General features: G+C 71.7%; 11 protein-coding genes. 6 read left to right on the top strand and 5 right to left on the bottom strand.

All coding sequences use genetic code 11. From position 1 onward, the window contains the following. Window positions 1-45: 45 nt before the first annotated feature. Window positions 46-507: a GAF domain-containing protein gene (locus AB0O28_RS20945; protein ID WP_363642514.1), complete on the bottom strand. Its 462-nt coding sequence runs from the start codon at window positions 505-507 to the stop codon at window positions 46-48. Between the two features lie 206 nt (window positions 508-713). Beyond that, window positions 714-1,277: a hypothetical protein gene (locus AB0O28_RS20940; protein ID WP_363642512.1), complete on the bottom strand. Its 564-nt coding sequence runs from the start codon at window positions 1,275-1,277 to the stop codon at window positions 714-716. A 319-nt stretch (window positions 1,278-1,596) separates the two neighbouring features. On the opposite strand from AB0O28_RS20940, the gene AB0O28_RS20935 reads away from it, so the two are divergent. Then, window positions 1,597-2,508 carry a TIGR03620 family F420-dependent LLM class oxidoreductase gene (locus tag AB0O28_RS20935; RefSeq protein ID WP_363642510.1) on the top strand — a complete coding sequence of 304 codons (912 nt, stop codon included), beginning with the start codon at window positions 1,597-1,599 and terminating at the stop codon, window positions 2,506-2,508. A 201-nt stretch (window positions 2,509-2,709) separates the two neighbouring features. On the opposite strand, the gene AB0O28_RS20930 is transcribed toward AB0O28_RS20935, so the two are convergent. Further along, on the bottom strand, window positions 2,710-3,108 hold the full coding sequence (locus AB0O28_RS20930; protein ID WP_363642508.1) for an SRPBCC family protein: 399 nt from the start codon (window positions 3,106-3,108) through the stop codon (window positions 2,710-2,712). A gap of 130 nt (window positions 3,109-3,238) precedes the next feature. On the opposite strand from AB0O28_RS20930, the gene lpdA reads away from it, so the two are divergent. The 3 genes from lpdA (at window position 3,239) to AB0O28_RS20915 (ending at window position 6,857) form a co-directional block, all read left to right on the top strand. After that, the gene (lpdA, locus tag AB0O28_RS20925) at window positions 3,239-4,639 is read left to right on the top strand and encodes a dihydrolipoyl dehydrogenase (protein WP_363642506.1); all 1,401 of its coding nucleotides are present in this window, start codon (window positions 3,239-3,241) and stop codon (window positions 4,637-4,639) included. A 114-nt stretch (window positions 4,640-4,753) separates the two neighbouring features. After that, entirely contained in the window at window positions 4,754-5,935 is a 1,182-nt protein-coding gene (locus tag AB0O28_RS20920; protein WP_363642504.1) for an FAD-dependent monooxygenase, read from the top strand. 1 nt (window position 5,936) lies between these two features. Further along, window positions 5,937-6,857: an HD domain-containing protein gene (locus AB0O28_RS20915; RefSeq protein WP_363642502.1), complete on the top strand. Its 921-nt coding sequence runs from the start codon at window positions 5,937-5,939 to the stop codon at window positions 6,855-6,857. Window positions 6,858-7,747: 890 nt separating this feature from the next. Here AB0O28_RS20915 and AB0O28_RS20910 read toward each other — a convergent pair. Together AB0O28_RS20910 and AB0O28_RS20905 are read right to left on the bottom strand one after the other, a co-directional pair. Beyond that, a complete protein-coding gene (locus tag AB0O28_RS20910) occupies window positions 7,748-9,181 on the bottom strand; it encodes a hypothetical protein (RefSeq protein ID WP_363642500.1) in 1,434 nt (477 codons plus the stop codon). 188 nt (window positions 9,182-9,369) lie between these two features. Continuing rightward, complete coding sequence (locus AB0O28_RS20905) at window positions 9,370-10,359, bottom strand: WYL domain-containing protein (RefSeq protein WP_363642498.1); 990 nt, start codon at window positions 10,357-10,359, stop codon at window positions 9,370-9,372. Between the two features lie 111 nt (window positions 10,360-10,470). Here AB0O28_RS20905 and AB0O28_RS20900 point away from each other — a divergent pair, with 111 nt between their 5' ends. Together AB0O28_RS20900 and AB0O28_RS20895 are read left to right on the top strand one after the other, a co-directional pair. Further along, a complete protein-coding gene (locus tag AB0O28_RS20900; protein WP_363642496.1) occupies window positions 10,471-10,950 on the top strand; it encodes a hypothetical protein in 480 nt (159 codons plus the stop codon). A 142-nt stretch (window positions 10,951-11,092) separates the two neighbouring features. Continuing rightward, window positions 11,093-13,153: a cellulose binding domain-containing protein gene (locus AB0O28_RS20895; RefSeq protein WP_363642494.1), complete on the top strand. Its 2,061-nt coding sequence runs from the start codon at window positions 11,093-11,095 to the stop codon at window positions 13,151-13,153. Window positions 13,154-13,517 lie beyond the last annotated feature (364 nt).

The following is a 13,517-nucleotide window of genomic DNA, read 5'->3' as shown; positions in this document are numbered from 1 at the left end:
CACCTCGCACCGCCGTGGCCTGTGGGAGAGGTGCCGATTCGGCCATCACAACTGCCCGAATGGGGCTCGATCAGTCCTGATCTCTGCCAGGACCCGCAGAACGATGACCATCAGCTCGCCGAGACGGGAACCGGCCTGCGCCTCCGCGCGGTCCCAGACCCGCCCGTCGCGGGCGTAGAAGTCCAGGACGCCGATGAGTTCGCGGTCCTCGACGAGCGGTACGGAAAGGACGGCCCGCACCGGCGGGGCGTGGACGGCCACGTGCGGAAAGCCCATGGGGCTCGCGGCGTGCAGATCGTGGATCGCGACGAGGCCGCCGCTGGCGGCGCTCTCGATGGCGGGACCGTCGCCCACGGACTCCTGGGCGGACTCCAGCAGTACGCCGTCGTCGTCGGTGGCCCCGACCGCACGGAGGCGGTCCTGGCCGTCGAGCAGCATCAACGCGGCGCCGTCGGCCCCGAACAGGTCGGCCATGCCGGTGAGGACGTTCTCGAGAACATACGACACGTCCGATGCCATCGCGAGCCCACTTTCAAACGATCAAGCGGCCGCGGACACAGGGCGGAGTGCCCCTAAGCCTAGTGGGCTTCGCGCAGTCCTAGCCAGGCGATCCCCAGGGTTGACGGACCGGGTTGGGGAGGACATGACGAATCCGCCCTCCCGAACGGCCCGGCGCGGGCCGTACAGGAGGACGGACAGGTTCGCCTCGGGCGTCAGCGCTTGGCCTTCTTGCCCTCGGGGGTGACGGCGTACCACTCGCCGCCGAAGTCCTTCAGGTCCTGGCCGAGCACGTCCCCGGCCTTCTGGTCCTTCACGTAGTAGTAGAGCGGGTGCTTGTTGTAGGTCACCTGCGTGCCGCCGTCCTCCCGCCGGATCGTGCCGAGCAGGTTCGCGTGCACACCCGTGCCGGCCTGGGGCGCGCCGGCCGAGAGCACCGGCGGCCACGCGGCCGCGCACGCCTGGGTGCAGGCGGACGCGCCGCCCTTGTCCTTGGTGAACAGGTACACCGTGCGGCCGTCCACGCCGGTCAGCACGCTGCCGAGCGAGGTGGGCGCGGCGCCGATGCGCGCGGGCCCCGTGGGGGACGCCTGGACGGGGGAGGTCGGCGATCCGGCGGCGGACGGCGTGGTCCCCGAGGGGTGCTCGGAGGGCTCGGGCGTCTGCGACTCGTTGAGCTGGTCGTTGGCGACGCGGCTGGCGTCCTCGTCGCCGGCACCGCCGCATCCGGCGGCCAGCAGGCTGATCGCGACCGCGCCGGCATACAGCAGTTTCCTCATGTTCGGCCTCCTGGGAAGTGAGCGAGTCGGCTCCCAGGAGACACGCGGCGACGGTGGCCCCGCCGTCAGGACGCGAAGATCCGGGAAAGGGCTTTGCCGTTTCGTGGGTTCCGCCTCAAGGACCTCTCGCCGCCCTCGCGCCAATCACCGACTCATGCGGATGAACCGGCCAATCCGGGGCAATCGAAGCAAGCCGTACGGGCACGACGGTGCGCGCCGACACGCGGGCCGATCGCGGGGAGGTGCCGAGGTCCCCGGAGCGTGCGGTGCGATGCTGAGGCTGCGACGCCCGGTCGCACGACAGACAAGGAGCGCACGGATGGCCGACATCGTCGACATGGGCGAGCTGAGGCGCCGCCTCGGCCGTACGGGAGTGTGGCTGTCCTCTCTGGCGGCGACCCCGGCGGCCCGGGTCAGGGAGGCCGCCGCCGAGATCGAGGAGCTCGGATACGCCACGCTGTGGGTCGGCGAGACCCCGGCGGGCCGGGAGGCGTTCACGCACGCGGCGCTGCTGCTGTCGGCGACCGGGCGGCTGCGGGTGGCCACGGGCATCGCCAACATCTACGGCCGCGACCCCGTCGCCGCCGCCAACGGCGCCGCGACCCTGGCGGAGGCGTGGGACCAGCGGTTCGTGCTCGGCCTGGGCGTCAGCCACAAGCCCCTGGTGACGAGTCGCGGGCACGACTACTCCGCACCGCTGGAGTACATGCGGGACTACCTCGGCGCGATGGACCAGGCGACCTTCGGCGCGCCGCTCGCGGAGACACCGCCCCGAGTGCTCGCGGCGCTGCGGCGCCGGATGCTCGAACTTGCGGCGCGGCGCGCCCAGGGGGCGCACACCTACTTCGTGCCGCCCGAGCACACCGCGAAGGCACGCGACCTCATCGGCTCCGCCCCGGTGCTCGCGCCCGAGCAGGCGGTGGTGCTCGAGACCGACGCGGGCCGGGCACGGGAGATCGCCCGCGAGTACGCCGCCTTGTATCTCTCCCTGCCCAACTACACGAAGAACCTGCGCGAGCTGGGCTTCTCCGACGACGACTTCGCGGACGGCGGAAGCGACCGGCTCATCGACGCGATCGTGGTCTGGGGCGAGCCGGAGACGATCGCCGAGCGGATACGCGCCCACCACGACGCGGGCGCGGACCACGTGTGCGTGCAGCCGCTGGCGGACTCGGTCGACACGCAACTCGAGCACCTGCGACTGCTGGCCCCCGCCCTCCTGACGGCGTGACCGCGGCGACTCCCGGGCGGGACCCTCTCTCGCCGCCGGACCCGCCGGACCCGACGGGCCTGGAGGCGTGGATACGCCAGGTCCTCGGCCTGGCCGGTGCCCGGGCCTCCGCGTTCGCACCGCCTCCGCCTCCCACCCCGTCCGGGGACCACACGGAGGACGCGGACGCCACGGGCACGGCCGAATAGGCGCCGCGTGCGGTCAGGCGGCCTGGCTCACCTGCTCGGCCAGCCGTTCGAGGCTCTCGTCCAGCGCCTGCTCCACCGCTTCGGGCGGGGGCGCGTGCCCCTCGTCGAAGAAGGACAGGTGGACCGTCACGTCGCTGCTGTCGTCGTCGATGCCGGCGACCTGCAGCCATCCGGCGTACCGGTCCACGTCGCGGGTGCCCCACTCCATCCGCAGCTGGTCCTGCTCGGATCGCAGCAGCGCACGCTCGTCCTGTCCCGTCTCGTCCTCGTGAACGGTGACCGCGGGCGGCTCCTCCGCGCGTACGTGCAGGTCGCGGGGCATCCAGAGATCGAGTTTGCCGACGTCGCACGCCTGGCGGAACACCTGGTCGGCCGGCGCGGGCATCCTGCGGGACCGCTCGAACTCGGTCATGGTCCGTCACTCCTCCCTCTGGGTATCGGACGCTGCCGATGTAGGGAGCCCTTACCCGCCATCGCCCCGTCCATCCTCCGTCTCGCCCCGCCGGACCCGGGGTGCGTACGGCGGCGTAGGGTCCCGTTGCATGACTGATCACTACGATGTCGTGGTCCTCGGCGCCGGGCCCGGCGGCTACACCGCCGCGGTCCGCTCGGCCCAGCTCGGGCTCAGCACGGCGATCGTCGAGGAGCGCTACTGGGGCGGTGTCTGCCTCAACGTGGGGTGCATCCCCTCCAAGGCGCTGCTGCGCAACGCGGAACTCGCCCACATCCTGATGAACGAGACCAAGACGTTCGGAATCCAGGCGGACGGCCCGATCACCCTCGACTACGGCGCGGCCTTCCGCCGCAGCCGGCAGGTCGCGGACGGGCGGGTCAAGGGCGTCCACTACCTGATGAAGAAGAACGGCATCACCGAGTACGACGGCCGCGGCACGTTCACCGGCCCGAACGCCATGGAGGTGCGCGGCACGGACGGCTCGGTGCGGACGGTGACGTTCGGCCACTGCATCATCGCGGCGGGGGCGACGACCCGGCTGCTGCCGGGGACGTCCCTGTCCGAGCGCGTCGTGACGTACGAGGAGCAGATCCTCAGCGAGGCGCTGCCGGAGAGCGTCGTCATCGCGGGCGCCGGCGCGATCGGCGTCGAGTTCGCGTACGTGCTGCACAACTACGGCGTGAAGGTGACGATCGTCGAGTTCCTCGACCGGATGGTCCCGCTGGAGGACCAGGAGGTGTCCGCGGAGCTGGCGCGGCGCTACCGCCGGCTGGGGATCGAAGTGCTGACCTCCACCCGGGTGGAGTCGATCGACGACAGCGGCGACAAGGTGCGGGTCACGGTCTCGAGGAACGGCGAGACCTCCGTGCTGGAGGCCGACAAGGTGCTGCAGGCCATCGGCTTCCAGCCCCGCGTCGAGGGGTACGGCCTGGAGCACACCGGCGTACGGCTGACCGAGCGGCGCGCGATCGCCGTGGACGGCCGGTGCCGCACCAGCGTGCCGCACATCTACGCCATCGGGGACGTCACCGCGAAGCTCATGCTGGCCCACGCCGCCGAGTCGATGGGCGTCATCGCCGCCGAGACCATCGCGGGCGCGGAGACGATGGAGCTCGACTACGTCATGATCCCCCGCGCGACCTACTGCCAGCCGCAGATCGCGAGCTTCGGCTACACCGAGGCCCAGGCGCGCGAGCAGGGCTTCGACGTGAAGGTGGTCAAGTTCCCGTTCACGGCCAACGGCAAGGCGCACGGCCTGGGCGACCCGAACGGGTTCGTCAAGGTCCTCAGCGACGCGAAGTACGGCGAGATCCTCGGCGCCCACCTCATCGGGCCCGAGGTGACCGAACTGCTGCCCGAGCTGACGTTGGCTCAGCAGTGGGACCTCACCGTGCACGAGGTGGCGCGCAACGTCCACGCCCACCCGACTCTCGGCGAGGCGGTGAAGGAGGCGATCCACGGACTGGCCGGGCACATGATCAACATGTGACGGTGGCGGGCGGTCAGCGCCCGGTAGGCGGGCGGTGGGCGGCTCGTCAGCGCCGGCGCCGACGCTCCTCCCGTGGCCGCGGCGCCTCGCGGCCTCGGACCCAGAGGAGCGCGTATGAAGACCCCGTCCGTCCTGATCTCCGGCGCGAGCATCGCCGGACCGGCCGTCGCGTACTGGCTGCGCCGGCGCGGCTTCGCCCCCACGGTCGTCGAGCGGGCCCCCGCCCTGCGCGAGGGCGGCCAGGCGGTCGACTTCCGGGGGCCGGTCCACATGAGCGTGCTGCGGCGGATGGGCGTCCTTGACGAGATCCGCCGCCTGCGCACCGACCCTGGCCCGCTGCGGGTGGTCGACTGGCGCGGCGAGCAGGTCGTCGCGCTGCCCGCCGAGTTCACCGGCGGCGAGGTGGAGATCCTGCGCGGCGACCTCGCCCGCGTGCTGTACGACCGGACCGGGGACGACGTGGAGTACGTCTTCGGCGACTCCATCGCCTCCATGACCGAGACTCCGGACGGGGTGGAGGTGACCTTCGAACGCGCGGCGCCCCGGACGTTCGACCTCGTGATCGGCGCGGACGGTCTGCACTCGAACGTCCGGCGGCTGGCCTTCGGCCCCGAGTCGCGGTTCGTGCGGCCGTCCGGCCACCACGTCGCGATCTTCAGCGCGCCCGACCATCTGGGTCTCGGCCGCGACACGCTGCTCTACAACGAGCCCGGCCGTGGCGTGGCGGCCGCGGGCGCCAGGGACGGCGTGACGGCCGGGGTGATGTGCGTCTTCCGCGCCCCGGGGCTGGAGTTCGACCACCGCGACGTGGCGCAGCAGAAAAGGATCGTCCTGGACGAGTACGCGGGAGCGGGCTGGGAGGTCCCCCGGTTGCTCGAGGCCGTCGCGGACGCGACCGACTTCTACTTCGACTCGATCAGCCTCGTCCACATGGACCACTGCACGCGCGGGCGGATCGCGCTGCTCGGCGACGCCGGCTACGGCGCCACCTGCGGCGGCATGGGGGCGGGCATGGCCGTCGTGGCGGCGTACGTGCTGGCGGGCGAGCTGGCCGCCGCCCGCGGCGACCACCGCGCCGCGTTCCCCGAATACGAGCGACTGATCAGAGGGTTCGCCAAGGCGTGCCAGCGGGTCGCGGGCAACGCGGGCTCCTTCCTCGCCCCGGCGACGCGGGGCGCGATCCGGCGGCGCAATCTGTCCTATCGGATGCTCACTTTCGGGCCGCTGGCGCGGGTGCTCGACAAGATGAGCACCAAGGCGGCCACCTCGATAACGCTCAAGGACTATGCCGCCTGAGATGGGTTACGCTGGCAATCCGGCCGTGCGCGAAGCGCTGTGGCCGCGTACGGGCGACACACTGCGAGGCGGCCCGATGGCGAGGGACGACGCGAACGGCACAAGCTCCCGGGCCGACGCGAGCACCCTGATGGCCCTCATGCGCGAGCTGGTCTTCCCGCCGTACGTGATCGACCGGTCCTCGGTCGTGCCGCAGGACGTCACCCGGCGGGAGAACGACGCGGAGCACTCCTTCGCCCTGGGCCTGGCCGCGGTCTGCCTCGCCCCCCTGATCGACGAGACCCTCGATCCGGGGCGGGTCGCCAGATACGCGCTGGTCCACGACCTGCCGGAGGTCCACGCGGGGGACGTGTCGGTCTACGCGGGCCCGGCGGAACGCGAGAAGAAGGCCGTACGCGAGGAGGAGGCCCGGGAGATCATCACCCGCGACTTCGGCGGGACGTTCCCCTGGCTCGTCGAGGACCTGTACGGCTACACGGCGCAGCGCGACCCGGAGAGCAGGTTCGTCTACGCGCTGGACAAGCTGCTCCCCCACGTCAACGTGCTGCTGGCCGACCATCACCCGGTGCGCCCGACCTGGGCCGCGTACAAGCGCACCGAGATCACGGCCAGGCGGAAGATACGCATGAGCTGCCCGGCACTGCTGCCGTTGTTCGACGAGCTGTGCCGGGAGTTCGCGCGACGTCCGCATCTGTTCTCCGATGGGGTGTCACCTGCCGCGGGAGATGACGATGTTCGCGACGGCGAGCAGGGCCGCTCCGCAGACGGCGGACAGCGCCCTCCACGGCAGATCGACGCCCGGCCCGAGTATGGCGGGCAGGGCGACGAGGAAGGCCCCGGCGGTCGCGGCCGACACCCGGGTGAGCAGGCGCGACCGGGATCGGCGCACGACCACGGGAAACCCGGCGCTCGTCGTCAGTGAGTCGCCCGCCTTCGCCGGGTCCGCCCGGCTGCCGACGGCCAGCGTGATCCCGACCCGCGCGAGCGCGTCGAAGGCCAGCACCTCGGGTCGCAGCCAGAACTCCACGGTGTCGTAGCGCGACGCCACGTCGTAGGAGTCGTCGGAGGCGATCTTCAGGAAGGTGCCGTCGGTCGCGCAGACGAGCCGCTTCGCGGTCGGCGTGTAGCCGTCGCAGTAGTAGCTGACCCGCATCTTCACCGTGTCGCCGTCGCTCAGGTGCAGCCGTCCCGCGGCGTCGAGCGCGCTCGGCCTGTCCCTGCCCAGCAGCGGTTCCTCGGTGCGGACGAAGTAGGAGGACCTGAAGGTGGGATGCCGCGCGAGCCGCCGGGCCACCCCGAGCCAGGCGACGGGATCGTCACCCGGCCGCTCGTGGGAGTGAAGATCGGGGAAGCGGGTGGTGGCCGGATACCAGCGCCCGCCGTTGGCCTCCGCGAGCCTGTCCACGAACCAGCCGCCCTTGGCCCTGATCTCCGCCTCGGCCAGCGGGAACTCCTCCAGGTTGGCGTAGTCGTCCACCCTGAGCCTGAACACGGCCATGTCGGCCACGCAGGCGGTCGCGACGACCGCGGCGAAGCGCACGGGCACGACGAACGGCTCCGCCTCGGGCGACTCCCGGTCCGCCAGGAAGGCCACCAGGCAGCGGCGGCCGACGGCGGAGCCGTTCGCGATCGCCTGTTGCAGGGCGCCCGCCACGTAGTCGGTCTCGTAGCGGAACTGGATGATCGCCCCTCTGGGCAGGGCCAGCGCCGTCAGGACGTCCTCGGCGTACCTGCGCCTGCTGTCGGACGACAGCAACAGCACCGAGGGCCGGATCCCGGTCATGCCGGGCGCCCTGTCCGCAACTGACGTCGTCATCGCGGGGCCTCCCGCAGGCGGTCCTCGAGCGCGAGGAAGCGCGGCCACACCCGGTCTCTCGGCAGCTCGTCGAGGCGCAGGCGCGTCGCGGTCTCGTACCGCAGCCCCCGGTCCGCGAGCGCCCGGTGCTCGCCCAGGACGATCGGCTCGCGTACGTCGCCCGACTGGTCGCCGGTCAGGTCGATGACGAACCGCCGCGGGTCGTCCGGCGGGCCGATCTCGACCCAGCAGTGGTGGCTCACGTCCTCGGCGTCGTCGCGGCCGACCCGCAGGCACCCGTAGCAGTACACGGGTTCGAGCAGCAGATCGGTGCGGAGCCTCCGGGCGAGCCAGACGGAGGTGACGCCGCACTGCCCCCGGGGATCGCCCGCCGTGACCGGCGGCTCCTGATACCGCGGATGGGCCGTACGCTCCGACCAGCAGGTTTCCAGCATCCGGCGGTAGCCGAGCAACCGGTCCGTCCACTCCGGCGCGGTGAAGTCCGCCTCGACGGGTCGCACCTGGTCACCGCCCGAGTGGGTCCGGCGCGACACTGTGATCAGGCCCTCGATCCCGCGGACGCTCCGTTTCGCCGCCGCGGTGGCGCCGAGGACCATCAGCACGTTGTCCGGGGTGTCCAGGAGTTGCGGCATCGACTCCCCGGATATCCGGCGCGTCTGGAAAAGGCCTTTGTCGTCGTAGCGATACGCCACGGGCGACAGGGCGACCGGCGTGAATCCCGACGCGAGAAACGAGGTGCCGTCGAAACCGAGCATGGGGTTGTAGGCCGTGATGACGTAATCCCCGGCGTTTTCCGCCCTGATCTCCCGTACCGCGCGGGAGATCGTCAGGCTCATGAGGTTCGCCGGAATTCCCGCCAGCCCGTGCATTCTTGTCAGGATCATTATCCGGGCCGGATCGACGTCCAGCCCGTGACCGGTGAGCGCGTCCAGGACGTACTGGCGGTCGCAGCGCGAGAAGGCGACGTACGTGAGCGGCATCGTCGCGCCGGGCAGGAAGAGCCCGAACTGGAGGAGGGTGTCGGCCCTCTCGCTGTGCAGGTAGTGCAGTCTCGACTGGACGAGGTGACCCACGCCGGGCCTGACCTCGGTGAAGCGCAGGCGGGTGCGGTAGCCGTCGGTGAACGACAGGCTCAGGTCCCGGTGCGCCTTGTGCACGTCGAGGAGGACGGAGGCATGCGCCTGGTGCGCCGCGTCCTGGGCCGACTGGCGCACCTGCGCCGCCCGGACGACGGCCTGCAGCCGTATCTCCTCGTACACCTTGTCCGGAGACCAGCCGGCGATGGCCGGCCTGCTCAACCGGGGCAGGTGCAGTCTTACCTGGATCTCCAGGGTCCGGAGGTCGACTCCGACCGTCTCGGCGTCCGCGCGCATGCGCGTCCCCATCGCGCCGATGAAGGTCTCGACATCCGGATCACGAAGCCCGTCCACTCGCGCGCCCTCGCTTCGCGCTTTCTCCCTTCGCGGCGTACGCGTGGTTATGGGCACTTTTTCTCCCGCAAGCAGCGAGAAGTCTGTCAGGGACGCCGTCAAGGATAGAACTCCAACCGCACCCTGTCAGGCGCTCGCCGAGTTGGTATCGCCTTTCGCCAAAACCCGCCGAAATCAGGGCCGCTCTTTCATTGGAGCGGCGCAGGCGGTGGATAGAGGGCCGCGAGGCCGTGCGCGGCCGCCGCCATCTCGCGACGCAGCTCGGCCGGTTCGAGGACCTCCACCTCCGCGCCGAGCTTGAGGAACTCCGTCCGCGCGTGCGTGACCGACTCGATGGGCACCGTGGCGGTGACCCGGCCCCGCTCGTCCGGCGGGCCCGCCGTCTCGTCCACGGCCCCGATGACGGCCGAGCTCATGACCTCGCCGAGCCGCTCCCGGCCCCGCGGCGACAGGCGGATCACCGCGTGCCCCCGCAGCAGCCGCGAGCGGAAGCCGGTCAGGTGCTCGCGCCAGTGCCCCGCCAGGTCGAAGCCTTCGGGGCGCTCGAACGTCTCGCCGGTCACCGTGAGCGCGAGAACCCGGCCGACGCGGTAGGTGCGCAACGCGCCGTCGCACCGCGCCACGAGATACCACTTGCCCGCCTTCAGGACCAGCCCGTACGGCTCCAGCCTCCGCTCGACCTCGCAGGGCTCCGTCCAGCGGCGGTAGCGGACCCGGACGACCCGGGCGTTCCAGACGGCTTCGGCGATCTCCGGCAGATAGGGCGACTGGTCGCCGTCGTAGTACCAGCCGGGCGCGTCGAGGTGGAAGTGCTCCCGCACCCGCCGCGCCTCCTCCCGCAGACCGGCCGGGAGCGCGGCCTCGATCTTCAGCTCGGCCGCGGCCAGCAGAGCGCCGAGGCCGAGGTCCGCCGCCGGTCCCGGCAGCCCGGCCAGGAACAGCGCCCCGGCCTCCCGCTCGGTCAGGCCGGTGAGCCGGGTGCGGAAGCCGTCCATCAGGCGGTAGCCGCCCTCGTGCCCGGCCTCGCCGTACAACGGGATGCCGGCGGCGTGCAGCGACTCGACGTCCCGGTAGATCGTGCGGACACTGACCTCCAGCTCGCCGGCGAGCTGCCTGGCCGTCATCCGGCCGCGCGACTGCAGCAGCAGGAGGATCGACAGCAGCCGGGACGCGCGCACAGCGCCAGAATCGCACCGCCACGCTTGCGCTGCCACAGATCCGTCTGGGCGTCTCTGCCGTCCGGGTCCACTGCCGGAAGGTGTCAGTGAAGCGGTCCTACCGTTCCCGTCATGGCATTCGCGGAGAAGCTGCTCTTCGTGCCGCCCCCGATCACGGTGAGCGGCTACCACGTCAAGCGTTACCACGTCACCGCCGACCCGGCCGGCATCGATCCGGCGGTCGAGAAGGCGGCGTACGCCGTCCTGCCCGAGCTGCTGCCCGAACCGGACGGCACGCCCCCGGCCGCCTTCGTCGTCCTCCACAGGGGCGGAGACGACGGGGCCTACGTCAACGCCTACACCTGGGCGTGGGACAACGCCCTGCACTACGGCAACGCGGTGGCCGGTCAGCCCGTGCTCGGCTGTCCCGACCGGGATCCCACGCACTTCATCCGGCCGGAACGCCCGCTCATCGGCTGCGTCTGGGAGCTGCCGCCGATCCTGCACGAACGCGACGCGTGGGTGCGGCACGTGCTCGCCCCCGACCGGCCCGACCTCGGCGCCTACCTCGCCGACACGCTGCCCGAGGGCACGACGGGAGACCGCCGATGAAAGAACGCCGCTGAAAGAACCACGGGTGCGACGAGCGTGCCGATCAGGGACGACACCGCGCGCACTTGACCGGGAGATCATCGCGGGTGATCGTGAGGCCTGGCTCCACGAACCGGTCCCCCCTTCGACACCGGAGTGATTGATGCGCGCAGCTCTGGCCGTGCCGCTCGCCGCGTTCGCGGCCGCCGTTCTGCTCGCGGCGGCCCCCGCCCCGCCTCCGCCGCCCCCGTCCCCCGCTCCTTCGCACGGTCACGCCGTAGAGGTCACGGTCAACGCGAACGCCGGGCTCGGCACCGTCCACGAGGCGGCGTACGGCGCCAATGCCGCCATCTGGGACTCCCACATGAACGATCCGGAGGTGGCGCGGCTGTACAATCGGGCGCACATCGCGGCCGTACGGTATCCCGGCGGGTCGTACGCCGATCTGTACCACTGGCAGACCCACACGGCGCCGGGCGGGACCGTGGCTCCGGGCACGGGGTTCGACGCGTTCATGGGCACGCTCAGGAGGGCCGGCGCACAGCCCGTGGTGATCGCCAACTACGGCACAGGCACTCCGGAGGAGGCCGCCGGCTGGGTGCGGTACGCCAACGTGACGAAGAAGTACGGCGTGAAGTATTGGGAGGTCGGCAACGAGCTCTACGGCAACGGCCACTACGGAGCCACCTGGGAGACCGACGACCACCCCGACAAGAGCCCGGCGGCGTACGCCCGCAACACGCTCGAGTTCGTCCGCGCGATGAAGGCCGTCGATCCCACGATCAAGGTCGGGGCGGTGCTCACGATCCCCGGGAGCTGGCCGGACGGCGTGGTGGCCGCGGGGGACTCCGCGACCTGGAACCACACGGTCATCCCGGCGCTCGCCTCCGAGGTCGACTTCTTCACCGTGCACTGGTATCCGGGCACGAGCATCCCGGACACGACCGGCGACGTCGCCGCGCTGCTCGCCTCTCCGCCGGGGCTCGCCGAGATGCTGGCCCAGGTGCGGGCCGACGTCACCGCCCTGGGCGGACGCGACGTGCCGCTCGCGCTGACCGAGGTCGCCTCCAACATCGGGCGCAACACGCACGCGGCCGGGCTGTTCGCCGCCGACACCTACCTGACCGCCCTGGAGAACGGCGTCTTCACCGTGGACTGGTTCGACACGCACAACGCGCTGGAGAAGGCCGGCACGATCGACGGCGAGACCGACTACCAGGACATCGGCTTCCTGTCGCTCGGCCAGTGCGCCGACGGCGTCTGCGAGCCGCCGCTCAACACGCCGTTCCCCTCCTATCACGGCATCGAGATTCTCGGCACGGCCGCCCGGCCCGGCGACGGCCTGGTCAGGGCGTCCTCGGACGAGCCGAAGGTGGCCGTGCACGCCGTACGGCAGGCCGGCGGCGACCTGGCCGTCGTGATGATCAACAAGGATCCGGCCACCGCCTATCCCGTACGGCTCCGCTACACCGGGTTCGCTCCCTCCGGCCGGACCCCGGTCACGTACACCTTCACCCGCGGGGCCACCGCGATCGCCCGCGCCGAGCAGGGCGACCCGTACACCCGGACGCTCCCGCCGTACTCGGTCACCACGATGACGGTGCCCGCGGCGAAGGGCCCGAAGGCCGCACCCGCCCCGGGCACGCCGACGGCACGCGGCGACGCGGGCGGCGTCACGGTGACCTGGCCCGCCGCCGCGCCCAGGGTGGCCGGATACGAGGTGTACCGGCAGGTGGGCGCGGACGCCGTCCTGCTGGGCACGACCCGGGGCACCTCGCTGACGCTGCGCGAACTGGAGCCCGGCGCCTCCTACACGGTCAACGTGCTGGCCAGGGACCGGGCCGGACGGCTGTCCCTGCCGTCCGCGCCGGTGACCTTCACCGCTCCCACGCCGCCGGACAGCACCTGCGCGGTCCGCTACCGGGTGACGCAGGGCTGGGGGCGGGGCTTCACCGCCGCGGTGACGGTCACCAACCGCGGCGCCGCCGACGTGACCGACTGGGCGCTCGCGTTCCGGTTCCCGGTGGCCGGGGAGCAGGTCCGCAGCGGGTCGGGCGGCACGTGGACGACCGAGGGCCGGGACATACGGGTCATGCCCGACGGGCAGACCAGGACGATCCCGGCGGGCGGGTCGGTCACCCTCGGGTTCGTCGGCGCCAACGAAGGCGCCTACCCCTCCCCCACCGTGTTCCGCCTGAACGGCACGGTCTGCTCGACGCTGTGACCGGTGGTTTCTTGGGGCGATCGTGGCGCCGTCTTGCACGCGGTCGAATACCGCGTTTGACGGCCGAATGCGACACTTTTGAGCAGACGCCTGACGTGTCAGGCGCGAACCCCGCGGCTCATCGCCACAGAAGCCGCCCGGTGTGGTAACGGCGAACCGCTGGAAGCCCGCCCTCCTCGCCGCGAAGGCCGAGGAGGGCGGTGCCCTTTCAGGGCCCGATCCCGTACGGACGCTTTCCGCGCCGGACCACGGGTGGGGCGTCCGTGCGGACGGACGACCGCCGAGCAGCACCGCGCATGCCGGCCATATCATCAGGTGTCGCTTTCCCGGAACACAGCGGACGGGGCGCGAGGGAAAGGTGGTC

The sequence above is a fragment of the Microbispora sp. NPDC088329 genome (genome assembly GCF_040685655.1).
Lineage (GTDB): Bacteria > Actinomycetota > Actinomycetes > Streptosporangiales > Streptosporangiaceae > Microbispora.
Note: the sequence above shows the minus strand (reverse complement) of the source record. Positions and strands in the feature narration are given on the sequence as shown.